We start from the raw sequence: 24,002 nt of genomic DNA on the forward strand, positions 1-24,002 counted from the left end.
TGCTTAGTTCTTGTAGATGGCGAAATGATCCTGATACTGCATCAGCTCGTCACGGGTCATTACAAAGACGCCGTGACCGCCGTTTTCGAATTCAACCCAAGTAAAGGGGATCTCGGGGAACTGGGCTTCCAGATGGATCATGCTGTTGCCCACTTCGACCACCAGCACGCCGTTATCCTTGAGGAAGTCGGCGGCATGGGCCAGCAGACGCTTGGTCAGCTTGAGGCCGTCAGAGCCGGAGGCCAGCGCCAGCTCGGGCTCGTGACGGAATTCATCCGGCAGATCCGACATATCTGCGGAGTCCACATAGGGCGGGTTGGAGACGATGAGATCGTACTTGTCGCCTGCGGGCAGATCGCGGAACAGATCGGAGCGGATCGGAATGACCTGCTGCTCCAGCCCGTGATCGTTGATATTGCGCTCGGCCACGTTCAGTGCATCGATGCTGATGTCGATGGCATCCACTTCCGCTTCCGGGAACTCGTGGGCCATGATGATGGCGATACAGCCGGAGCCGGTGCACAGGTCCATGATCCGGGTCGGTTCATGGTTGAGGAAGGGGGCGAAGCGGTTGGCCACCATCTCGGCGATGGGGGAACGGGGAATGAGCACCCGCTCGTCCACGTAGAACTCCCAACCGGCATACCAAGCCTTGTTGGTCAGATAGGCGGCTGGGACGCGCTCCTGAACACGGCGAATGATCAGCTCCGCAAGACGGTGACGTTCACTGCTAGTCAGACGGGAGTGGCGCATGGCCGGGTCTACATCCGGTGGCAGATGCAAGGCGGGCAGCACCAGTTGCACAGCCTCATCCCAGGCGTTGTCGGTGCCATGACCGTAAAAAATCCCGGCGTCGTTGAAACGACTCATGGCCCAACGCAACATGTCCTGGATGGTGTGCATCTCGGCAACCACCTCATCGATAAATATCTTGTCCAAATCCACCTCCAAGTCGAGTAATATCCGGCCCGAGCCCCGCAGACGACCTTACGGGCAAAGACGCATACCTAATACATGAGCATCTGATGAAAAAAACGCCCTCACCGACAGACGAGGAAACCCTGCTGTTCCGCGATGCGATAAAAGGTACCCGGAAAATCAAGCAAGATACCATAAGGGCCGAGTTACGCCCGGTCAAGCAGAAACGAGAATTGCGCGAAAGCCGCGAAAAGCTTGGGGTTGACCACTATTTCAGCGATGAGTATCAACCCTATCTCGAGGACGATGGGCCGACCCGTTACGTGCGGGAAGATGTGTCAAAATTTGAGCTGAAAAAGCTCAAGCGGGGCATTTATCCGCCGGAGATCTATCTCGATCTGCACGGTATGAACCAGCAGCAGGCAAAACAGGAGCTAGCCGCCCTGCTCACCCTCTGCCAAAAAGAGAACATTCACGTCGCCTCGGTGATGCACGGCATCGGCAAACATATTCTCAAGCAGCGCATTCCCAGCTGGCTGGCCCAGCACCCCAATGTGCGCGCCTTCCATCAGGCCCCCCGCGAATGGGGCGGCGACAGCGCCATTCTGGTGTTGCTGGATATCGAAGAGTAGCGAAGCCGCACAAATGCCCCCTGCCCAATCCGCTGGTTAAAGCCTAACAGACGGGGCTATGTGTCAGTGTTGACGAACGGCTGCCGCCGTTGAACAGGTCGTCATGGCCTACGTCAATGATCCATCCAGGTGGTTGTCATAGCACAGATCCTCTGGGGATCACCGCATACGCCACCGACACAGAGCCCTGCTCCTCCCTCGCTATCTGCACCCGCTTTCACGCTATAGCTGCTCACCTGCCCCTTGCCAACCCAATTGACAGCCGTTAAGCCAAAGGTCTGCTTTCTTCTGGCTTTGAGATCGTTTTCACATTTCCGTGGTTTTGCCGTAGCCCTTCCCCGGTAAAAAGCCTATCTTTGCGTCATGACGCAACCGGTTGCGTAACCGGTTGCCTAGCGGTTCACAGATTGACGGGCCAAGGCCTGATGAGGTGCTGTATGAAACGAGGCGTACTGCTCAATGCTCCCCTGAGTGCTCTGGTGGCACAGATGGGCCACACCGACGAGATCACCGTCTGCGATGCAGGCTTGCCCATTGCGGCAGGTCCGGAGCGGATCGATCTGGCGCTGATGGCGGGAACGCCCAGTCTTGAAACCGTGTTAACCGCCCTGCTCACCGATCTGGTGGTGGAGAAAGCGATCATGGCAAGCGAGATCAAGCAGATCAGCCCGGCCGCCCATCAGGCGCTGGTCGATCAGCTTGAGGCTCACGCAGCCACCCAGGGCAAGCCCATCGCCATCGAATACTGCCTGCATGAGGAGTTCAAAACCCGCTCCCGCCAGAGCAAGGCGATCGTACGCAGCGGCGAGGTGACTCCCTACGCCAACCTGATCCTCTGCGCCGGTGTGGCGTTCTGAATTCTTCAAAGAAGGCCTCTTCAAGGAAGCTGCAAATGAGCACAACCTCCCCCCTCTCACCCATTCTGGAGCTGACCGGGATCGTCAAGACCTTCCCCGGTGTGCGCGCCCTCGACGAAGCGGGTCTGCGGGTCTATCCGGGCCAGGTGATGGCCCTGCTCGGTGAAAATGGCGCCGGCAAATCCACCCTGATGAAGGTGCTGACCGGCATCTATCAGGCCGATGCGGGCAGCGTCAGCTACCGCGGTCAGTCGGTCCACTTCAAGGGCCCCCGCGACTCTCAGGATCAGGGGATCAGCATCATCCACCAGGAGCTGAACCTGCTGCCGGAGTTGTCGATTGCCGCCAACATCTTCCTCGGTCGCGAGCCCCGTACCCGTTTTGGCAGCATCGACCACAAACAGCTGCGCGAGCGGGCAAGCGGCCTGCTGGCACGACTTGGCGTCAAGCACGGGCCGGATACCCGACTCGGGGAGCTCTCCATCGGCGAACAGCAGATGGTGGAGATCGCCAAGGCGCTGTCGTTCGATGCCAGCGTCATCATCATGGACGAGCCGACCGATGCGCTGACCGATACCGAGACCGAGCAGCTGTTCAAGGTTATCCGCGAGCTGCGCGAACAAGGCTGCGGCATCGTCTATATCTCCCACCGCCTCAAGGAGATCTTCGAGATCTGCGATCGGGTCACTGTGCTGCGCGATGGCAAGTGGATTGGCGAGCAGGCGGTAAGCGATCTGGATGAAGACAAGATCATCGAGATGATGGTGGGCCGCCGGCTGGAAGAGCAGTACCCGCGCCTTGAGCGCGAGCTCGGCCCCGTCAGCCTGCAGGTGAAAGAGCTGGCCGGTCCCGGCGTGCGCGGGGTGAGCTTCTCCCTGCGTCAGGGGGAGATTCTGGGCTTTAGCGGCCTGATGGGTTCCGGCCGTACCGAGCTGATGAAGCTGATCTACGGCGCCAGCCCCATCAGCGCCGGTGAAGTGGCATTGGACGGTCATGCACTGGTGCCCAAAAGCCCGGCGGATGGTCTGGCCGCAGGCATCGCCTATATCTCCGAAGATCGAAAAGGCGATGGGCTGGTGCTGGAGCTGTCGGTGCGCGAGAACATGAGTCTGTGCGCCCTCGACGAGTTCATCAGCAACGGCAAGATCGATGGCAAGGCCGAACGGCAGGCGGTGAGCGACTATGTGCGCCTGTTCAACATCAAGACCCCGAGTCAGGATCAGCTGATAAAGCTGCTCTCCGGCGGCAACCAGCAGAAAGTAGCCATCGCCAAGGGGCTGCTGACCCGGCCCAAGGTGCTGATCCTCGACGAGCCGACCCGCGGCGTCGACGTGGGGGCGAAGAAGGAAATTTATCAGCTGATCAACCAGTTCAAGAAGGAGGGGATGAGCATCATTCTGGTCTCCTCCGAGATGCCGGAAGTGCTCGGCATGAGTGATCGCATCATGGTGATGCACGAAGGGCGCATCAGCGCAGAGTTCAACACCCGCGATGCCAATCAGGAGAAACTGATGGCGGCGGCAGTCGGTAAACAGTGGCAAGCAGAGCAAGAGGCATCCCAATGACAACCCAAACCCTTTCCCGCCGTGGCGTCATGAGCAAGGCGTGGTGGATCGAGAACAAATCCCTGGTCGCGCTGCTGGTCCTGATTGGTGTGGTCTCCTTCCTGAGCCCCAACTTCTTCACCGCCGACAACCTGCTCAACATTCTGCGTCAGACCTCGGTCAACGCCATCATGGCGGTCGGTATGACGCTGGTTATCCTCACCGCCGGTATTGATCTGTCGGTCGGCTCGGTACTGGCCCTGTGCGGTGCGCTGGCCGCCACCATGGTGGCCATGGAGCTGCCGATCTGGCTGGTGGTGCCCCTCACTCTGGGCGCCGGCGCCCTGCTGGGCAGTATCAGCGGTCTCATTATTGCCAAGGGCAAAGTGCAAGCCTTTATCGCCACCCTGGTCACCATGACCGCCCTGCGCGGTGTCACCATGGTCTATACCGAGGGGCGCCCCATCTCCACCGGTTTCAGTGACGGCGCCGATCACTTCGCCTGGCTCGGTACCGGTTACCTGTTCGGTCTGCCGGTGCCCATCTGGCTAATGGCCATCGTCTTCCTGCTCGCCTGGTTCATGCTCAACCACACTCGTCTGGGTCGCTACATCTACGCCCTGGGTGGCAACGAATCGGCTACCCGCCTCTCCGGTATCAATGTGGATCGGGTGAAGCTGGCGGTGTATGGTCTGTGCGGCGCGCTGGCGGCACTGGCAGGGCTTATCGTTACCTCTCGCCTCTCCTCCGCCCAGCCGACCGCCGGCATGGGGTATGAACTGGATGCCATCGCGGCGGTGGTGCTGGGTGGTACCAGCCTGATGGGGGGCAAGGGGCGTATCATGGGGACCCTGATCGGTGCACTGATCATCGGTTTTCTCAACAACGCCCTCAACCTGCTCGATGTCAGCTCCTATTACCAGATGATCGCCAAGGCGAGCGTGATCTTGCTTGCCGTGATGATCGATAACAAAAGCAATCGTTAATAAGACAAGTCACACACAAGGAATGAAACGATGAAAAAGCTCAATACCCTGCTCGCTGCCGCCATCATGTCCGTGCTGGGCACCGCCCAGGCTGCCGATCAAACCCTGGCCATGGTGGTCTCCACCCTCAATAACCCCTTCTTCGTCACCATGAAAGAGGGGGCCGAAGCCAAAGCCAAGGAGCTTGGCTATGAGCTGGTGGTACTGGATTCCCAGAATGACCCGGCCAAAGAGCTCTCCAACGTGGAAGATCTCACCGTGCGCAAGGTCGGCGCCATCCTGATCAACCCCACCGATTCCGAAGCGGTTGGCAACGCCATTCGTCTGGCCAACCGCGCCAGCATCCCGGTACTGACCCTGGACCGCGGCGCCGCGCAGGGTGAGGTGAAAGCCCATATCGCCTCCGACAACGTGGCGGGTGGCAAACTGGCCGGTGACTTCATCACCGAGAAGTTGGGTACCGGCGCCAAGGTGATCCAGCTGGAAGGGATTGCCGGTACCTCCGCCGCCCGTGACCGCGGCGAAGGGTTTGCTCTGGCCGTAGCCGCCAACAAGCTGCTGGTACTCGCTTCCCAGCCTGCCGACTTTGACCGCACCAAGGGGCTGAACGTCATGGAAAACCTGCTGGCGGCTCATCCAACCGTGCAGGCGGTGTTCGCCCAGAACGATGAAATGGCACTGGGTGCTATCCGCGCAGTACAGGCAGCAGGTAAAGAGGTGATGATCGTCGGCTTCGACGGCACTGACGATGGCAAAGCCGCTGTTTCCCGTGGCAAACTGGCCGCCACCGTGGCCCAGCAACCGGCCCTGATCGGTGCCATCGGCGTCGAGACCGCCGACCAGGTGCTTAAAGGTCAGCCGGTCGAGCAATCCATTCCGGTTCCGCTGCAAGTCATCAGCGAATAAGTACCCAAGGGGAGGCTCGCCTCCCCTGTTCTCTGCCATTTCGGTGCCTCCCGGCTTGTGCTCACTCAATCTCTGTGCTCAAGCCAAGATGCATCAGGAGTAATCAACATGAATCGTCTCGTCGTTCTGGGCAGTGTCAATGCAGACCATGTACTGCGCGTTCCCCACTTTCCTCGCCCGGGTGAAACCCTGACCGGTCACAGCTATCAGGTGGTGCCGGGTGGCAAGGGGGCCAATCAGGCGGTGGCCGCCGCCCGCCTCGGCGCCGCAGTCTCTTTTATCGCCCGGATCGGTGATGACGCCATCGGCCACCAGATGAAAAGCGGCTTTGCCAAAGATGGCATCGATGTGAGCGCCGTCGAGCTCGATCCCAAGCTCCCGACCGGCATCGCCATCATTTATGTGAGTGATGAGGGGGAGAACAGCATAGGTATCTCCGCCGAAGCCAACGGGGCCATCACCCCGGCCGTGGTGAAAAACCACGAAGCGATGATCGCCGACGCCCACACCCTGCTGTTGCAGCTGGAAGTGCCGCTCGAAAGCGTCCATGAAGCTGCACGGCTGGCTCGCGCCCACGGCACCCGGGTGGTGCTCAACCCCGCTCCCGCCCGCCCACTCTCAAGCGAGCTGCTGGCGCTGGTCGACCTTATCACCCCTAACCAGACCGAAGCGGAGCTGCTGACCGGCGTCAAAGTCACCGATGAAGCGAGCGCCCGCGAGGCGGCCGCCCGCTTCCACCAGATGGGGATTGCGGACGTGATGATCACCCTGGGGTCGCAGGGGGTCTATTGCAGCAACGCCCAGCAGCAGCTGATCCCGGGCTTTCGGGTCAAGGCGGTGGATACCACAGCCGCGGGCGATACCTTCAACGGCGCCCTGCTGGCGGCGGAACTTGCCGGAGCCGATTTCCACAGCGCGGTGCGCTTTGCCCACGGGGCGGCGGCGCTCTCCGTCACCCGCTTCGGTGCCCAGAGCTCTATCCCGAGCAAGCAGGAGGTCGACACCTTCCTGCTTGAGCAGACTGCGCAGGGGCACTGATGGCCAATATCAAGGAGGTGGCCGCGCTGGCGGGGGTCTCTACCACCACCGTCTCCCATGTCATCAACGAGACCCGCTTTGTGGCCGAGGAGACCCGGGAGCGGGTCTTCACCGCCATGCGCGAGCTAAACTACGCCCCGAGTCTGGTGGCCCGCAGCCTCAAGGTCAAAGAGACCAACAGTATCGGCATGCTGGTCACCACCTCCAGCAACCCCTTCTTTGCCGAGGTGGTGCGCGGGGTGGAGCGTTACTGCTTCGAGCAGGGCTACAACCTGATGCTGGGCAACACCGAGGGGCAGGCGGAAACCGCCCTCTCCTACCTCAAGATGATGCTGCGCAAGCGGGTCGATGGCCTGCTCATCATGTGCAGCGAGGGACAACAAGAGGTGTTCAACCAGCTCGACTGGCTCAAGAGCCTGCCGGTGGTGGTGATGGATTGGGGGCTGGTCAGCGAGGATGTGGATCTTATCGCCGATAACTCCTTCCACGGCGGTTATCTCGCAACCCGCCATCTGATTGAGCTGGGCCATACCGCCATCGGTTGTATCACAGGCCCCCACAGCCGCGCCCCCGCCAACCAGCGCCAGGCTGGCTTTGAACAGGCGTTGCAGCAGGCGGGGCTCACCATCAATCCTGACTGGATCCAGGAGGGGGACTTTGATTGCGCCAGCGGCCATCAGGCGATGACCCGTCTGCTGGCATTGCCCGAGCGCCCCACCGCCCTCTTTGTCTGCAACGACATGATGGCGATGGGGGCCATCAGTACCGCCCATCAGGCGGGGCTAGTGATCCCGCGGGATATCTCCATCGTCGGCTATGACAATGTGGCGCTGGCCGAATTTATGTCGCCGCCGCTCACCACCGTCAACCAGCCCAAAGAGGAGCTGGGTCGCCTCGCCGTCACCCGCCTGTTGGCGCGGATCAACGGCGAAGCGGTGGAGAACCACCTGATCACCGTCGATCCGGATCTGGTGATCAGACAATCCTGCGCGCCCCAGCCCGTACAACCGTAACGGACACCCGCTACCGGAAAAAAGCAACGTGCAACAAAACGGCGACTCACCGCGTCGCCTTCTGCTTTTCCTCTATGCCAAGTCCCTAGCGTTCGCGCATCTCCATCCAGTTGTGCCCCTCGACCTGCTTCGGTTGATGGATACCGCACACCTCCAGTAACTCATCGACATAGGCGGGTACCAGCAGAGAAGCGGGACCATAGCGTTTTTCGTCAAACTGGCTGCCCACCTCGCTCGGCTCGAGATTGAGCTCGATGGTATGCGCCCCGTTGAGGCCTGCCTCATGGACAAAACCGGCAGCAGGATAGACGGCGCCAGAGGTGCCGATGGAGATAAAGAGATCGCACTGGGCCAGCGCGTTGTAGATGCGATCCAGCCCGAGCGGCATCTCGCCAAACCAGACCACATGGGGACGCATCGGTTGAGGGAACTGGCAGCAGGAGCAGAGTTCGTCCTGATGGAGATCACCGCGCCATTCGATCACCTGACCGGACTCCGGGCAGCGGGCCTTGAGCAGCTCGCCATGCATATGGATTAGATTCTTGCTGCCTGCGCTCTCGTGGAGATTGTCGATGTTCTGGGTCACCAGCGTCACCGTACCGGGCAGCAGCCGCTCAAGACGGGCCAGCGCATAGTGGGCCGGATTGGGGTGCACCTGAGGCTGTTGCAGCTGTTTGCGGCGAGAGTTATAAAAGCGCTGCACCAGTTCGGGATCCCTGGCATACCCTTCAGGGGTCGCCACGTCCTCAACCTTGTGCTCTTCCCACAAGCCGTCGCAGGCACGAAAGGTCTTGATGCCGGATTCTGCTGATATCCCGGCTCCGGTCAGGATCACGATATGTTTATATGAGTGCGCCATAAGCTGCTCCGTCTATCCCCGCACAATAGATGTGACCTTAGCACAGGGAAAAAAGTGTCACTATTCGTCCTTGGTCTTAAAAGGCCCGTTCGGTTGTCCAGGCAGCCACTCATCGAGCACGGTCAGATCCAGCCTGACAAAGACCATCTCCCGCCCGGTCACCATGGACAGCGGCAAGCCAAGGCGCTTGAGCAGGGTCAGCATGGGCCGGTTCTGGGCCAACACTTCCGCGGTCCACTCCCGGATCCCCTCTGCACGAGCCAGCAGTGCCAGCGCCAGCAGAATGCGGCGCCCCGCCCCCTTGTGCTGGAAATGATCCGCCACGATGCAGGAGAACTCTGCTCGTTGCGGGTGACGGCGGCGGATTGATTGGGCTTGTGCCAGCGGTACCCCCTCCTGGTCGGTCAGCAGCAATGATATTTGAGTCTCTGGATCATAATTGAGAAATTGCGCGGTCTGATCTGCAGAGGGTGTCCGTTTCGGGCGCATAAAGCGCAGATAGATGCTCTCTTCACTGAGCGCATCATAGGCGGCCAGCATGCGGGCAGGCGCCACACCATGCAGCTCGCGCAGCAGGCAAGGCACCTCGGAGACCTGCATCGCCAGTGGCAACCCGGTCCGGGAAGTCGGATGGGGCCAGCCAGCCAATCCTTTGGCAAGTCGCTCCCGATTCAGTGGCCAGCAGAGATAACGCGGCATAATTACCAGCGCCCCGCGATACCGTGCTCTCGCCATACCTCGGCATCGAGCAGGTTGTAGGGGTCATCCAGATAGATGGCGATCCCCAGCTCCCTGACCCGGGTCATAAAACGTCCCAGCAGGGAGTCACCGGTCAAGGACTCCATCTCCGGCAAGATCCCCTGCCCCAGCAGCAAGGCTTGCAGCGGCAAACGCTCCAGCAAATCGAATGGCAGATGCTGGCTGTTATCGAGCAGCAGCGCCAGCTTGCTCCCCGCCAAACTGGCTTGCAGCACCAGCGCGAAACGATCGGCATTGCCGAGCAGGTGGTCTCGACGGTGGATCAGCAGGGTCAGTTCGGATGGGGCGCGCGACTGCTCTGCCAGCCACTCCTTGAGCGCCTCCCAGCGGCTGGGCAAACCCGTTACCGCCAGCCAGACCGGATGAGGGGTCGCGGGACTGGAAAGCAGCCCAAGCTGACCCTGCACCTCCCCCTGCCACCGGCGGATGGAGCGGCGCTGGCCGCTCAAGCGCTGCTGACGCAGCGGGCCCAGATAGAGTCGACGCAGCAACCTGAGCAGCTCGTCGCAATCAAGCGGCTTGGCCAGCGCCGCCAGAATATTGAAACCGGCATCGTGCAGCAGGCGGCGGGCACCATCGATCAGCGTCTGCTCATGGGCCGAAAGCAGCACGATGGGCAGCCCGGCCTCCTGCAACTGGGGCTGGTTCATCAGCAAACTGATGGCATCTTGCTCCACTAGGCTGAGATCGCACACCAGCAGGCTGATATCCCCCGCCGACAATGCCGCAAGGCAGGCCGATTCATCCTGCACCCACTGACAGGAGAGCCCCAGCTCGGCGATGGTCTGTTGCAGTTGCATCCCCTGAAACGGGTGATCCTCGAGCAGCAGCACCTTGTTAGCCGCCAGCCAGTTGCACCAGTTACGGTAACTGGCGGCAAGCCCTCCCAGCCAATCCTCGCCAATCGCGTAAATTCCCTCATGCTGCTGCAACTGGGGGAAGTAGTCCGCCTGTTGATGAGCCGCGGGGTCGTAAAGGGCAATGGCACCTGCCGCAAACAGCCCTTCCCACTGCCAGCAGGCATCCGGTCGGGTGCGGTGCAGCGTGACATAGGGGGGCAATGTCATGGTGCAGGCCAATTCATGGGCGGTGCTGTCGAGGGCATAGAGCACAATGGGGCAAAATCCTGCCGCCTCATGCTCTTCCGAATCGAGCAACGCCAGTAACTCTTCATCAGTGATGATCATCTTGAGCCCTCTTTGAAAACTGCTGGCTGAACTCATCCAGAGCCCGGTTCAATCTGGCTTGCAGCATCGGATGGGGCGCCTGTTGCCACTCTTCAATGACCGCCACCAGCGTCGTCGCCCCTACCATTCTGGCGGCCCCCTTTAACTTGTGTAAAGCAGCATTCACGCCAACTTCATCTTCTTCTGTGCTGCAGCGCTCAAGTTCGGCCAAATCATCACGGGTAGCCTTCAGATAAAGGGCGGCCAGTTCATCGGTCAGCAGCGAGGCCACCGGTGTCGGGGCAACGCTATTGCTCCCTTTTCTGGCAATATGACGCAGCAAGGTCGCCAGCTCCTTGAGGGCGACCGGCTTGTCCAGATGGCCATCGCAACCGCAGGATTGCAGCTCCCTTGCCGCCTGATCACTGAGATCTGCGGTGATCACATAGACCGGCAGACGGGCCCAACGGGCGGATTGGCGCAATTGCCTGCACAGCTCGGCCCCGTTCATCACCGGCATCTGCAGGTCTGTCAGCACAACGTCCACCTCTTGGCGCACCAGCATCTCCAGCGCCAGCTGCCCGTTGGCGGCAGTGACGACGCTGGCACCAAGTTGCCCCAGTTGCAGGCTGATCAGCTCGCGATTGACATCGTGATCTTCAACCAGCAGTACCCGCATGCCAAGCCCGGGCTGGGTGCCGGCGACCGGTTGATCCGGGGTCAAGCGTGGCTGCAGCAGGGTGATGATGGTCCCGGGCACCCAGGACTCCCCTTGCCAGGCCCAATAGTAGAGCCCCTTCTCGTCCACCTCCGCTTGCAGCATCTCAACGGCGTTGCTGACGGTGGCGATCCCCAATCGACTGAGCCAGGGCGAGAGTGCCTGCGCCTCATCGTGGGGTAAAGAGAGCGACAGCTGCCGCACATTGGGCTGCCAGTCCGGCTCCTGCTGCACCCGCTTCAGGGGCAACTCGCAATAGAAGCGGCTACCACCACCGGCGCGCCCCTCGACATCGATAAGACCCCCCATCTGCTCGATCAGCTGCTTGCAGATCGCCAGACCAAGACCTGTGCCCGGCGCCCGCAGTTGCCCTTCAATGGCAAACTGCTCGAACGGCATAAAGAGCGTGGTACGCATCTTGGCGGTGATCCCCGGTCCCTGATCATCCACACCAAAGCGCAAGGTCGATGCGACCACCTCGGCCCACAGCACCACTTCCCCACGCAGGCTGAACTTGATGGCATTGGAGAGCAGGTTGTGGAGCACTTGCCGTACCCGGTGAGGGTCGAGGGTCTGCAGGGCTGGCTGAGCCGGATCCAGCTGCAAGCGCAGTTGCAATCCTTTGGCCCGTGCCTTGGCCCAGTGCACCGCCGCCACCTGTTCGCACAGCTCGGTGAAATCGGTGGGCTGGGGCGAGAGGGAGAGTTTGCTGTTTTCGTTGCGGCTAAAGTCGAGCACATCGTTGAGCAGGCCGAGCAACTCATCCCCCGCCTGACGCACCCGTGCCAGCGCAGAGTCTTGCTCTCTCGACAAAGGAGTGCTGGCCAGCCACTCCAGCAAGCCGAGCATGGCGTTCATCGGCGTGCGGATCTCGTGGCTGATGGCGGCCAGAAAGCGCCCCTTGGCCTGCACTGCCTGTTGCGCCTGCTCATGGGAGTGTTGTAATGCCTGCTCCTGTTCGACCCGGTCGGTGACATCCTGCATCACCGCATAGATGCGCCAACCCTGCGGTTGACTGCGGCCACGGCCATAGAGCTGCAACCAGCGCAGACCCTTGGTCGGATGGTGATAACGCATGGTGTATGCAAAGGGGTTGCCTGCCTGCAGCATGGCGAGCATGTCGCGCCGCACCCGGCGGCGATCCTCGCGATCCAGCATGGTCAGCACCCGCTGGGGTTCACGTCGGATCTGCTGACTAGCCAACCCCAGCAGCTCGTAACAGCCCCGGCTGATAAACTCGATGCCCCCTTCTCCTCTTCGTTCGAACATGAATTGCAGCACCACACCGGGTACCGTATTGGTCAGGGCACGCAGACGGCGCTCTGCCTGTCGCAGAAAGCGGGCCTGCTCGCGCAGCACGCTAATATCCGACAGGGCGATAAGATCGGTCGCTGGCGCCTGCTTGTCCAGCCGCAGCGGATGCTGGGCATAAGCAAAGATCTGCTCCCCCAGCACCAACTCCCCTTCGCTCTTCTGGGCTTGCACCGGCGGCAGCATCAGTTGCTCTGTGTGGCGCAAGGCCAGCCGTCTTCCCTGCTTGTTGGCTTTGATCACCTTGCCCTGACTGTCACGCAGATAGACGGGCACCGGCAGTGCCTGAAACATGGTTTCCCGCAGCTCGCTCTCGAGGGCAAGCGCCTGTTCGGCGGCGTGACGCTGGGCCACCTCCCGTGCCAGTTGCTGGCGAGAGCGCCAGATCCCGCCGATGACGATACCGCTGATCAGTAATGCCATGGCGATGGAGCCAAACCAGGCGGCGTAACTCACGCCGGGCTGCTGTACCACGAACAAGCGACGCCAGCGCTGATTAAGCTCATCGACCCGGGTATTGGTCAGGGCCATCAGATTGCGATCCATCACCCCGGCCAGCAGGGTCTGACTCTTGTTGATGGCAAAGCCAAGTCCAAAGCGATCTTCCAGCTCCTCGATATTGAGCCCTTCCAGCAAGTTGGTGCGCTGGGGGTACTGCAGCTGATAAAGCTCGCTCAACATGGCGTCAGCCTTGCCCTGTTTGATCGCCGCAAGCCCTTGCTCGAGGTCGTCGGTACGAAGCCACTCCTGATCCCCAAGCAGGGCGAGCAAAGAGGGATCGTAGAGGGATCCCGGCACCAGAATACGCTGCCGCTTGAGCTGGCTGATGTGATCGTCGACCAGCTTGCGTTTACTGACCAAGGCAAACCGGTTGATGGAGATGGTCCGGCTGAAGATAAATTCATCCGTCAGTGCGGGGGATTCCGGTAAACCGGCCATCATCTCCGCTTCACCGCGGCGCAGCTTCTCTACTGCCTCCGCCTTGCTGGCAGTGGGCACCAGCTGAAATCTCAGGCCGGTCTCCTGAGTGACCCAGCGCAGCACATCAGTACTCCACCCCTTCGCCTCCCCCAGCTCGTTGACGCCGCTATAGGGCATCAGCTCTGGATTGACCACCAGGCGAATGGTGCGCCCGCGGCCGGATAACCAGGCCTGTTCGGTATCGCTGAAATGAGGCTGATTGACATAGAGCGCCCCCTGATCGAGGTAACGGGCCAGATCGGTATAAATGGTACCGGCAGGCATATAACGGATCAGGATGTCCACCAGGTTGGCCAACTGTGGCTGATCACGCATCATCAGGCGATAGCTGATGATCCTGTCGTCACCAGACAGGCGGCGCAGGCGCAAACCATCGGCAGGATACTCGCGCATCAGATAGCGCAGTTGCAGATAGTCCCCCAGATAGGCATCCCCCTTACCGCTCTGCAGCGCATCGTAGAGCTTCTCTCCGCTTTTTAGGGGAATAATGCGCGCATGAGGATAGAGCTCATGGAGCAGACGGGCAGAGTCTGCCACCGAGTAGACCAAAAAGCGGGCCTGTTTAAGATCCTCGCCTTTGTAGAGGATGGCGGCATCGGTCTCCATCATCGGACGGCTTAACCGCATGCCATCCACTGCCTTCTTGCGGGTTCCGACATAGGGAATGATGTCGCAGTCCCCCTCTGTGAGCCCAGTGCGCAATGTCTGCCAATCGGGCAGCTCTTTGAGCACCAGCGGGACCGGAAACAGCTCCTGCAACCGGGCGAGGCGATCCTTGAGCAGTCCCCCCTCGGCCATCAGGTATGGTGGCGGAAGCGTCGCAGGATAGCAGAGCGAAAGCTGGCTCAGTGAATTCACATAGGCTTGGGTCGCCGGCGCTAGGGGCAGCACTGTGGTCTGCAAAGACTTGGCAAGCAACGGCTGTGCCAGCAACGCACCCAGAAAAAAAACGGGAAATTTGGTCATCTGAAAACAAAAGCCAGGCATCTGCCTGGCTTTTTATCACTCGTTGGGTTCAACATTTTCTACCCTGGCCTTGAGCTTCTGGCCAGGCCGGAAGGTCACCACCCGACGGGCGCTGATAGGAATATCCTCGCCCGTCTTGGGGTTGCGTCCGGGACGCTGATTCTTCTCGCGAAGATCGAAGTTACCGAAGCCCGAGATCTTGACTTGTTCACCACGCTCAAGCGCTTGTCTGATCTCCTCAAAGAAGGCTTCCACCATATCTTTGGCTTCACGCTTGCTCATCCCCAGCTGGGTGAACAGGTGCTCTGCAATGTCGGCTTTGGTAAGCGCCATAGATCAATCCCTCAAGGATGCATTCAACTCTTCACCAAGGGCCCGCACGACGTTGTCTACGGTCTCGGCAATCTCTTTCTCCTCCAGGGTGCGCTGGGTATCTTGCAGTACAAGGCTGATGGCCAGGCTCTTCTTGTCCTCGGCCATACCAGCACCCTGGTATACGTCAAACAAGTTTATTCCAACTACCTGATTTCCGCCAACTTTTTTAATTACTGCCAGGACGTCGCCTGCCAGAACCGCAACATCTACCACCACCGCGATATCGCGACGGTTGGCCGGGAACTTGGAAACCTCGGCAGCTACCGGCACCTTGGCCGGGGTCAGCTTGTCCAGCTCCAGTTCGAACATCACCGCGCGGCTCTTGAGACCCAGCTTCTTCTCGAGGCTTGGGTGGATCACGCCGATGTGGCCGATCACCTCGCCATTACGCAGGATGGCTGCGCTCTGGCCCGGGTGCAGGGCACTGTGCTCGGTACGCTCGAAGCTAAAAGTGGCCCCTTCGGCGGTCAAGTCCAGCACGGCTTCCAGATCCCCTTTCAGATCAAAGAAGTCTGCTGCTCGAGTTTTGATGTCCCAGTGCTCATCACCCTGGTTGCCGGTGATGATACCGGCCAGCATCGGCTCCTGACGGATGCCGTTCTCGGCGCTTTCATCCTTGATGAAACGCAGTCCCTGCTCAAACAGGCGCACCCGAGGCTGCTGACGATTCTGGTTGTAAACCACGGCTTGCACCAGACCCGGGAACAGAGAGACACGCATGGCGGACATCTCGACCGAGATCGGGTTCGGCAGCACGATGGCATCGCTCTGGGGGAACAGGGTCTGCTGGGTCTTGGGATCGACAAAGCTGTAGGTGATCGCTTCCTGGAAACCGCGGTCAACCAGCAGGTCACGCACCCGCTTCAGGGTCACCTGCCCTTCAGCCTGCTCAACCATCGCCAGAGAGGCAGCGGGTTTGAGGTTCGGGATGTTGTTGTAGCCGTAGATGCGGGCCACTTCCTCGATGAGATCTTCCTCGATGGCGATATCGAAACGCCAGGAGGGCGCCAGCGCAGTCCAACCGTCAGCATCCACAGTGACTTGCATGCCGAGGCGGGTCAGGATCTCGACCACCTGAGCATCCGCCACGCTGATACCGATCACCTTGTCGAGCTTGGCACGACGTAGCTTGATGGGGGCCGCTTTCGGCAGATGGGCATCGGATTTGACCTCGATGACCGGACCCGCTTCACCGCCACAGATGTCCAGCAGCAGACGAGTTGCACGGTCTATCACTTTGGCTTGCAGCTCGGGATCCACCCCACGCTCGAAGCGGTGGGAGGAGTCGGTGTGCAGACCGTAGGCACGGGCACGGCCGGTGATGGAGAGCGGTGCGAAGAAGGCGCACTCCAGCAAGATGTCGGTAGTGGTCTCGGATACACCGGTGCGGTTGCCGCCGAAGATACCGGCCATACAGGCAGGGCCTTTGGCATCAGCAATCACCAGGGTGGTCTCTTTGAGCTTCACTTCATTGCCGTCGAGCAGGGTCATCGGCTCATCGCTATGAGCGCGACGCACCACCAGCTCCCCTTCCAGGGTAGCCAGATCGAAGGCGTGCATCGGCTGACCGTATTCCAGCAGCAGGTAGTTGGTGATATCGACGATGGCATCGATGGAGCGAATGCCGCCACGGCGCAGCTTCTCTTGCATCCAGAGCGGGCTCTGGGCCTTGAGGTTCAGCCCCTTGATGACGCGCCCCAGATAACGGGGGCAATCCGCCGGCGCTTCAACCCGGATCGGGAAAGTTGCATCAATGGTGGCAACGGCTGGCACCCAGGTCGGCTCGACCACGTCGACGCTGTTGAGCACGCCGATTTCACGGGCCAGACCGGCGATGCCGAGGCAGTCGGCACGGTTCGGAGTCAGATCAACGTCGATGGAGACGTCGTTCAGATTGAGGTAGTCACGAATATCGGTGCCGATGGGGGCATCGGCCGGCAGCTCGATGATGCCATCGGCTTCAACGTCAATACCCAGCTCACTGAAGGAGCAGAGCATGCCGTGAGACGGCTGGCCACGCAGCTTGGCTTTCTTGATGGTGAAATCACCCGGCAGGGTCGCCCCTACTTTGGCCACACATACTTTCAAGCCCTGACGGCAGTTCGGCGCACCGCAGACGATATCCAACAGCTCGGCCTCGCCCACGTTGACCTTGGTCACCCGCAGCTTGTCGGCGTCCGGATGCTGGGCGCACTCGACCACTTCACCCACAACCACATTGTTGAACTGGCCAGCCACCGCTTCCACAGCGTCCACTTCCAGACCGGCCATGGTGATCTGCTCGGCCAACGCGTTGTCACTCAACTCGGTGCGGACCCACTCCATCACCCAGGATTTACTGAATTTCATGTTCTCTCGCCCTTACTTGAACTGCTTGAGGAAGCGCAGGTCGTTTTCAAAGAAGGCACGCAGGTCATTGACCCCGTAACGCAGCATAGTCAGGCGCTCAACGCCCATGCCAAAGGCAAAGCCGGAGTATTTTTCCGGATCAATGCCAACGGAACGCAGTACGTTCGGGTGCACCATGCCGCAGCCCAGCACTTCCAGCCACTTACCGTTCTTGCCCATCACGTCCACTTCGGCGCTCGGCTCGGTGAACGGGAAGTAGGAGGGACGGAAGCGAATGGTCAGGTCTTCCTCGAAGTAGTTGCGCAGGAAATCGTGCAGAATGCCCTTGAGCTCGGTAAAGCTGGCATGCTCGTCAACCAGCAAACCTTCGACCTGATGGAACATCGGGGTGTGGGTCATGTCATAGTCGTTACGATAGACACGGCCCGGTGCAATGATACGGATCGGCGGCTGTTGCTGCTGCATGGTGCGGATCTGCACGCCCGAGGTGTGGGTACGCAGCATCAGATCAGGATTGAAGTAGAAGGTATCGTGATCGGTACGCGCCGGGTGATGGGCCGGGATGTTCAGGGCATCGAAGTTGTGGAAGCCATCTTCAATCTCGGGGCCACGGGCAACCTTGAAGCCCATCTCGCCAAACAGGCGCTCGATGCGCTCGATGGTGCGGGTCACCGGATGCAGACCGCCATTATCGATGCGGCGGCCCGGGAGGCTGATGTCGATGGTCTCGGCAGCCAGCTTCTGGTTCAGCACGGCGACTTCGAGCGCTTCACGACGCTCGTTCAGCGCCTCTTGAACCTGTTGTTTGGCCTGGTTAATCACGGCGCCCGCGGCGGGACGCTCTTCGGCAGACAAGGCACCCAGGCCCTTCATCTGCTCGGTAAAAAAGCCCTTTTTACCCAGATATTTGACCCGGATTTCGTCAAGGGCTGCGATATCGTTTACGCCCTCAATTTCGGCTCTGGCTTGGCCGACTACTTCTTCAAGCTGTTGCATGTCTTCCTCGTCACCACTCCCGGTACAGGAGCCTTTAGGCTAAATAAGGTCAAGAGGGGAATAATACAAAAAAAGCCCCTTCGCTGACCATAGTTAAGGTGGGCTTTTCTCCCTACAAATCATTTTGTTATATCAAGCGAGTCTCATCGGCTCACAGCTACTATTGAAATAGTGGCACAAGCAATTGGTTTGTTGGCATATCAACCTGTTTGTAGCAGAGGTCAACTAGCACATATCACCTTGTGTGGGGAAATATGTCGCGCGCGTAAAACAGCGGACAGAATATGGACGAGAGAGAGAAGTTATGTAATACCGTGTATGACAGATACAAAAAAGGAGGCCTAAGCCTCCTTTTAGCATTTATAACAGGACTGGATTAAACCAGAGCTGCTTTAGCTTTTTCAACCAGGGCGGTGAAAGCCATTTTGTCGTGAACGGCGATATCGGACAGGATCTTGCGATCGATCTCGATAGAAGCCTTCTTCAGACCGTTGATCAGACGGCTGTAGGACAGGCCGTTCTGACGGGCTGCAGCGTTGATACGCGCAATCCACAGCTGACGGAACTGACGCTTTTTCTGGCGACGGTCACGGTAGGCATACTGACCAGCTTTGGTTACCGCTTGTACCGCTACGCGGTAAACACGGGAACGGGCGCCGTAGTAACCCTTGGCGGCTTTCATTACTTTCTTGTGACGAGCACGAGCAGTCACACCACGTTTAACTCTTGGCATTTTTCACATCCCCCCTTATGCGTACGGCAGACAAGCGACAACACGTTTGTGGTCGGCAGCGGAAACAAAGAACTTAGGTCCCAGCTGACGCTTACGCTTACTGCTCTTCTTGGTCAGGATGTGACGCAGGTGGTTGTGCTTGCACTTGAAGCGACCTGAGCCAGTCTTCTTGAAGCGCTTTGCGGCGCCCCGGTTGGTTTTCATCTTCGGCATTTCATACTCCGCATTGTGAGTGACAACAAAATCGCAAGGCGAACCGACTCATGGAGCTAGCCCCATGAGTCAATTTCTTGTGGGCCTTAAGATTTCTTCTTAGGTGCGAGAACCATCACAGCTTGACGGCCTTCGACTTTCGGGAACGATTCGACTACGGCCAGCTCTTCCAGGTCATTCTTGACGCGCTCGAGAACCTTGATACCAAGATCCTGGTGGGCCATTTCACGACCACGGAAGCGCAGGGTGACCTTAGCCTTGTCCCCGTCTTCCAGAAAGCGAACCAGGTTGCGTAGTTTTACCTGATAGTCGCCTTCGTCGGTGCCAGGACGGAATTTGATCTCCTTGACCTGGACGACTTTCTGCTTTTTCTTCTGTTCTTTGGTGGTCTTGCTCTTTTCGTAGAGGAATTTACCGTAATCCATGATCCGGCAAACGGGCGGCTCAGCATTTGGACTGATCTCGACCAGATCAACTCCGGCCTCTGCGGCCAAGTTCAATGCATCCTGAATGGAGGTGATGCCAATGGCTTCACCATCCAGCCCAGTCAGACGAACTTCTTTCAGACGGATCTCTTCATTGATCCGGTGAGCGCGGGCTTGCGGTTGCTTGCCCAGTTTTTTTCCGCCTTTTATAGCTTATTCCTCCACTTTCTTTTGTCCGCGGGTCTGAACTTCCTGGGTCAATAGAGCGATGAACTCTTCAACAGGATAAGTGCCCAGGTCAGCCCCTTTACGAGTCCGTACTGCAATCTTACCGGCTTCAACTTCTTTATCGCCGCAGACCAGCATGAAAGGTACTCGCTTCAAAGTATGCTCGCGGATTTTAAAGCCAATTTTCTCATTTCTCAAGTCCGCTTTTGCGCGAAGACCCGCATCATTCAATGCTTTGGCTACTTTCACCGCATAATCGGCCTGATTATCCGTGATATTCATGACCACAGCCTGAGTCGGTGCCAACCAGGTCGGGAACAGACCTGCGTACTCTTCGGTCAGAATACCGATGAAACGCTCGATAGAGCCCAGAATCGCACGGTGGATCATCACGGGGACATGGCGCTCGTTGTTTTCGCCCACATAAGTGGCACCCAGACGACCAGGCAGGGCAAAGTCGAGCTGCACGGTACCACATTGCCACGCACGATCAAGGCAATCATGCAGGGTAAATTCAATCTTGGGACCGTAGAAGGCCCCTTCACCCGGCTGCAGATCGTACTTCAGACCGTTGAGCTCCAGCGCTTCGGCCAGCGCTTTTTCGGCACGATCCCAGATCTCATCGGAGCCAATTCGTTGCTCCGGACGAGTGGAGAGCTTGACCACGATATTCTCGAAGCCAAAGGTACCGTAAACGTCATAGACCATACGAATACAGGCTGATACCTCTTCCATGACCTGCTCTTCGGTGCAGAAGATGTGGGCGTCATCCTGAGTAAAGCCACGCACCCGCATCAGGCCGTGCAGGGAGCCTGACGGTTCGTTACGGTGGCAGGAGCCAAACTCTGCCATACGCAGCGGCAGATCGCGGTAGGACTTCAAACCCTGATTGAAGATCTGCACGTGACCCGGGCAGTTCATTGGCTTGATGGCGTATTCACGATTCTCGGACTGAGTAGTAAACATGGCCTGGGCATACTTATCCCAGTGACCAGAACGCTCCCACAGGACACGATCCATCATGAAGGGACCTTTCACTTCCTGATAGTCGTACTCTTTGAGCTTGCCACGGATAAAGGTTTCCAGCTCGCGGAAGATGGTCCAGCCATCGTTGTGCCAGAACACCATCCCCGGCGCTTCTTCCTGCATGTGATACAGGTCGAGCTGCTTGCCGATCTTGCGGTGGTCGCGCTTGGCGGCCTCTTCCAGACGCTGCAGATAGGCCTTGAGCTGCTTCTTGTCAGCCCAGGCGGTACCGTAGATACGTTGCAGCATCTTGTTGTTGGAGTCACCACGCCAGTAAGCGCCGGACATTTTCAGCAGCTTGAAGTGGTGGCAGTGACGCATGTTGGGCACGTGCGGGCCGCGACACATGTCGATGTACTCTTCGTGATGATAGAGACCTGGTTGGTCATCACGAGCAATGTTCTGATCCAGGATTTCGACCTTGTAAGACTCACCGCGCGTCGCGAATACATCGCGCGCCTCTTGCCAGGAGACTTTCTTCTTGATGACGTCGTAATCCTTGGCTACCAGCGCCAGCATGCGCTCTTCCAGGGCAGCCAGATCTTCATCGGTCAGGGTACGGTCAAGATCAACGTCATAGTAGAAGCCGTTGTCGATGACAGGACCGATGGCCATCTTGGTCTGGGGCCAAAGTTGCTTGATGGCGTGACCCAGCAAGTGGGCGCAGGAGTGGCGCAGGATGTCCAGACCTTCTTCGTCTTTGGCGGTGATAATGGCCAGGGAAGCATCGGCTTCGATCAGCTCGCATGCATCCACCAGTTCACCGTTTACCCGACCGGCAATGCACGCCTTGGCGAGACCAGGACCGATGTCCGCGGCCACATCCATGACGGAAACAGAGTGGGCAAATTGACGTTGGCTGCCGTCAGGCAGAGTAATGATTGGCATTATGTGTTTCCTTATACAGTGGTGACCCCTACCAAAGGTCACATGCGGGATGGAAAAGAGATTCAAAAAAAGGTGATGTTCTGGTTCTCCACAGCACTTTGCGAAGACGGCCTGACAGGTAAAACGCATGTCTAACGTGACAAACCAAGCCAAAACGGGGCCATGCTACCAGAAGTCGGGCGCGCTGTATCGGATTTGCAGATAATTTCTACAGCCAAATGAGTCGCTTGCCGACTATTCACCAAGCAGTGATTGCCAATTGAAGTCAAAGCGACTGCTGCCCTCCTCGGCTCGCTTCAGCTCCTCTAGCACCTGCAGCGCCAACTTATTGCCCTTTTGCGCCGCCTGATAGAGCCACTGTTTTGCCTGAGGCAGATCGACCCTGCCGCTGACCCCCATCAGATGAAGCACGCCGACTTTCAGCATGGCCGGGACATCGCCATTACGGGCAGCCTGATCCATCCAGTGAAAGGCTTGGCGCAGATCACGCTTGACCCCAACACCGCGCAGATAGAGCTCTGCCAGCCGGTATTGGCCGAAGGGATCCCCTGCCTGCGCCGACTGGCGATAGAGGCTGATGGCCTGATGGATATCCTGCTGGCTCCCCTGCCCCACTTCATGGCTCCAGCCCATGAGAGCCTGCGCCCTTGGCAACCCTTGTTCGGCAAGTGGCGACCAGATCCGGGTCGCCTCATCGAAGTGACCGGTACGCCAGGCACGGTTGGCAGCAGCCATCTCCTGCTCGGTGGAGAGCGGAAGCAGACGCCAGATAACCAGGGCAAGCAGACCGATAAACAACCAGCGGGAAGTGGTGGGGCTCATGATGATTTCCGTGATCCAGTTCTCATTTCACCTATGTAAACGAAATGTAGCGCTGCGATCAAGCAACAGATCCCTGTGCCAACCCTTTTTGCACCCGCTCGATCAGCAGTTGTTGTCATTGATCCGGGGCACCTGCAAAATAACTGTATATATAAACAGTATCGGTAAGCACCATGGCAGGACGAGGCAGCCCCTACAATATCGATCACCGTTTTAGCGGCCCCCTTGTCGAGTCGGTCGATGATGGCTGGCAATCGTCCGATTGGAATGCCGCCTTTACCCCCTCTTTACCCGGCACCGAGGTGCGGGAGATCGATGCACGCAGCATTATCAGCTACAACAGCTCGCCAGATGTTCCCTTTGGTCGCTCCATCAACCCCTACCAGGGGTGTGAACATGGCTGCATCTACTGCTATTCCCGACCCAGTCACGCCTATCTGGAGCTCTCTCCTGGCCTCGATTTCGAGAGCAAGCTGTTTGCCAAACGCAATGCAGCCGAGCTGTTGCGCCGGGAGTTTGCCAAACCGGCCTATCAGCCACAGACCATCTTCATTGGCGCCAATACCGACCCCTATCAACCCATCGAGCAGCGCTATGGCCTGACCCGCCAGTTGCTGGCAGTGATGCTGGCCCACCGCCATCCGGTCGGACTCATTACCAAGAGCGCCATGATCTTGCGCGACCTCGATCTGTTGACCGAGCTGGCAAGCGAGGGACTCTGTCAGGTAATGGTGTCGGTGACGACCTTGAATGAAACCCTGCGCCGACAGCTGGAGCCCCGCGCCAGCACGGGTGCCGGCCGCTTGAAAGTGATCGAGAAGCTGGCCAGTGCTGGCGTGCAGGTGGGGGTATTGGCCGCCCCCATGATCCCGCGGCTCAATGAGCCGGAGCTGGAGCAGATCATCAAATCGGCCACAGAGGCGGGTGCCAGCTGCGCCGATTACATCCTGCTGCGGTTACCCCACGAACTGGCGCCGCTATTTGGGGACTGGCTCGATACCCACTATCCGGGCCAGAAGGAGGCTATTTTGAATCAGTTGCGAGCCAGCCGCGGTGGCGGGCTCAACAGTACCGCCTTCGGAACCCGCATGCGCGGTGAGGGGCATTTTGCCGATCTGCTGGCCCAGCGCTTTCGCCTCATCAGCAGGCGCCTCGGGCTTGGCAAACGCCATATTCAGCTCAGGCTGGAGGGATTTATCCGCCCGGGAGAGCAGCTGTCACTTTTCTAATGCTCGCTCACGCTCTGCATATATCAGGTGCGCGGCCCTTGCTTGTCGAAAGGTCGAAAGGTCG

The 24,002-nt window shown here is 59.0% G+C and carries 21 protein-coding genes; 8 read left to right on the forward strand and 13 right to left on the reverse strand.

The features are described 5' to 3' along the window. Nucleotides 1-3 precede the first annotated feature (3 nt). Nucleotides 4-939 (reverse strand): 50S ribosomal protein L3 N(5)-glutamine methyltransferase, encoded by a 936-nt coding sequence (gene prmB / locus BN1117_RS10685; RefSeq protein WP_040097266.1) that lies wholly within the window; start codon nt 937-939, stop codon nt 4-6. A gap of 86 nt (nt 940-1,025) precedes the next feature. Between prmB and smrB the strand changes: the two genes are divergently transcribed. The 7 genes from smrB to BN1117_RS10720 all read left to right on the forward strand — a co-directional run bounded on the left by smrB (nt 1,026) and on the right by BN1117_RS10720 (nt 7,894). After that, complete coding sequence (smrB, locus tag BN1117_RS10690) at nt 1,026-1,550, forward strand: endonuclease SmrB (RefSeq protein WP_040097206.1); 525 nt, start codon at nt 1,026-1,028, stop codon at nt 1,548-1,550. 437 nt (nt 1,551-1,987) lie between these two features. Beyond that, nucleotides 1,988-2,407: a D-ribose pyranase gene (rbsD, locus tag BN1117_RS10695; RefSeq protein WP_040097208.1), complete on the forward strand. Its 420-nt coding sequence runs from the start codon at nt 1,988-1,990 to the stop codon at nt 2,405-2,407. A 35-nt stretch (nt 2,408-2,442) separates the two neighbouring features. Then, nucleotides 2,443-3,972 (forward strand): ribose ABC transporter ATP-binding protein RbsA, encoded by a 1,530-nt coding sequence (gene rbsA / locus BN1117_RS10700; RefSeq protein ID WP_040097210.1) that lies wholly within the window; start codon nt 2,443-2,445, stop codon nt 3,970-3,972. Further along, complete coding sequence (gene rbsC / locus BN1117_RS10705; RefSeq protein ID WP_040097213.1) at nt 3,969-4,937, forward strand: ribose ABC transporter permease; 969 nt, start codon at nt 3,969-3,971, stop codon at nt 4,935-4,937. Before rbsA ends, rbsC begins: the two co-directional genes overlap by 4 nt. A 30-nt stretch (nt 4,938-4,967) precedes the next feature. After that, a complete protein-coding gene (rbsB, locus tag BN1117_RS10710) occupies nt 4,968-5,843 on the forward strand; it encodes a ribose ABC transporter substrate-binding protein RbsB (RefSeq protein ID WP_040097215.1) in 876 nt (291 codons plus the stop codon). A 108-nt stretch (nt 5,844-5,951) separates the two neighbouring features. After that, a complete protein-coding gene (rbsK, locus tag BN1117_RS10715; protein WP_040097217.1) occupies nt 5,952-6,881 on the forward strand; it encodes a ribokinase in 930 nt (309 codons plus the stop codon). Then, on the forward strand, nt 6,881-7,894 hold the full coding sequence (locus BN1117_RS10720) for a substrate-binding domain-containing protein (RefSeq protein WP_040097219.1): 1,014 nt from the start codon (nt 6,881-6,883) through the stop codon (nt 7,892-7,894). The genes rbsK and BN1117_RS10720 overlap by 1 nt, the downstream gene beginning before the upstream one ends. A gap of 85 nt (nt 7,895-7,979) precedes the next feature. Here BN1117_RS10720 and cobB read toward each other — a convergent pair whose 3' ends face one another. The 12 genes from cobB to BN1117_RS10780 all read right to left on the reverse strand — a co-directional run bounded on the left by cobB (nt 7,980) and on the right by BN1117_RS10780 (nt 22,709). Further along, nucleotides 7,980-8,753 carry a Sir2 family NAD+-dependent deacetylase gene (cobB, locus tag BN1117_RS10725; RefSeq protein ID WP_040097221.1) on the reverse strand — a complete coding sequence of 258 codons (774 nt, stop codon included), beginning with the start codon at nt 8,751-8,753 and terminating at the stop codon, nt 7,980-7,982. A 60-nt stretch (nt 8,754-8,813) separates the two neighbouring features. Then, nucleotides 8,814-9,452, reverse strand: coding sequence for a GNAT family N-acetyltransferase (locus BN1117_RS10730; RefSeq protein WP_040097223.1), 639 nt, complete (start codon nt 9,450-9,452; stop codon nt 8,814-8,816). Between the two features lie 2 nt (nt 9,453-9,454). Continuing rightward, on the reverse strand, nt 9,455-10,699 hold the full coding sequence (locus BN1117_RS10735) for a response regulator (protein WP_040097225.1): 1,245 nt from the start codon (nt 10,697-10,699) through the stop codon (nt 9,455-9,457). Further along, on the reverse strand, nt 10,686-14,675 hold the full coding sequence (locus tag BN1117_RS10740) for a response regulator (protein ID WP_052441495.1): 3,990 nt from the start codon (nt 14,673-14,675) through the stop codon (nt 10,686-10,688). Before BN1117_RS10740 ends, BN1117_RS10735 begins: the two co-directional genes overlap by 14 nt. A gap of 15 nt (nt 14,676-14,690) precedes the next feature. Then, nucleotides 14,691-14,987, reverse strand: a complete 297-nt coding sequence (gene ihfA, locus BN1117_RS10745) for an integration host factor subunit alpha (protein WP_005300715.1) — start codon at nt 14,985-14,987, stop codon at nt 14,691-14,693. Nucleotides 14,988-14,990: 3 nt separating this feature from the next. Beyond that, a complete protein-coding gene (gene pheT / locus BN1117_RS10750) occupies nt 14,991-17,378 on the reverse strand; it encodes a phenylalanine--tRNA ligase subunit beta (RefSeq protein WP_040097227.1) in 2,388 nt (795 codons plus the stop codon). 12 nt (nt 17,379-17,390) lie between these two features. Then, on the reverse strand, nt 17,391-18,374 hold the full coding sequence (gene pheS, locus BN1117_RS10755; RefSeq protein WP_040097229.1) for a phenylalanine--tRNA ligase subunit alpha: 984 nt from the start codon (nt 18,372-18,374) through the stop codon (nt 17,391-17,393). A 376-nt stretch (nt 18,375-18,750) separates the two neighbouring features. Next, the gene (rplT, locus tag BN1117_RS10760; RefSeq protein ID WP_005336687.1) at nt 18,751-19,107 is read right to left on the reverse strand and encodes a 50S ribosomal protein L20; all 357 of its coding nucleotides are present in this window, start codon (nt 19,105-19,107) and stop codon (nt 18,751-18,753) included. A gap of 15 nt (nt 19,108-19,122) precedes the next feature. Beyond that, entirely contained in the window at nt 19,123-19,320 is a 198-nt protein-coding gene (gene rpmI, locus BN1117_RS10765; RefSeq protein WP_005300673.1) for a 50S ribosomal protein L35, read from the reverse strand. A gap of 86 nt (nt 19,321-19,406) precedes the next feature. Further along, entirely contained in the window at nt 19,407-19,955 is a 549-nt protein-coding gene (gene infC / locus BN1117_RS10770) for a translation initiation factor IF-3 (protein WP_026034907.1), read from the reverse strand. Nucleotides 19,956-19,958: 3 nt separating this feature from the next. Beyond that, a complete protein-coding gene (gene thrS / locus BN1117_RS10775; protein WP_040097231.1) occupies nt 19,959-21,887 on the reverse strand; it encodes a threonine--tRNA ligase in 1,929 nt (642 codons plus the stop codon). A gap of 234 nt (nt 21,888-22,121) precedes the next feature. Further along, complete coding sequence (locus tag BN1117_RS10780; RefSeq protein WP_040097233.1) at nt 22,122-22,709, reverse strand: tetratricopeptide repeat protein; 588 nt, start codon at nt 22,707-22,709, stop codon at nt 22,122-22,124. Between the two features lie 173 nt (nt 22,710-22,882). Between BN1117_RS10780 and BN1117_RS10785 the strand changes: the two genes are divergently transcribed. Next, complete coding sequence (locus BN1117_RS10785; RefSeq protein WP_040097235.1) at nt 22,883-23,938, forward strand: PA0069 family radical SAM protein; 1,056 nt, start codon at nt 22,883-22,885, stop codon at nt 23,936-23,938. Nucleotides 23,939-24,002 lie beyond the last annotated feature (64 nt).

Source organism: Aeromonas australiensis, assembly GCF_000819725.1.
In the GTDB taxonomy this organism is placed as follows: Bacteria; Pseudomonadota; Gammaproteobacteria; order Enterobacterales; family Aeromonadaceae; genus Aeromonas; species Aeromonas australiensis.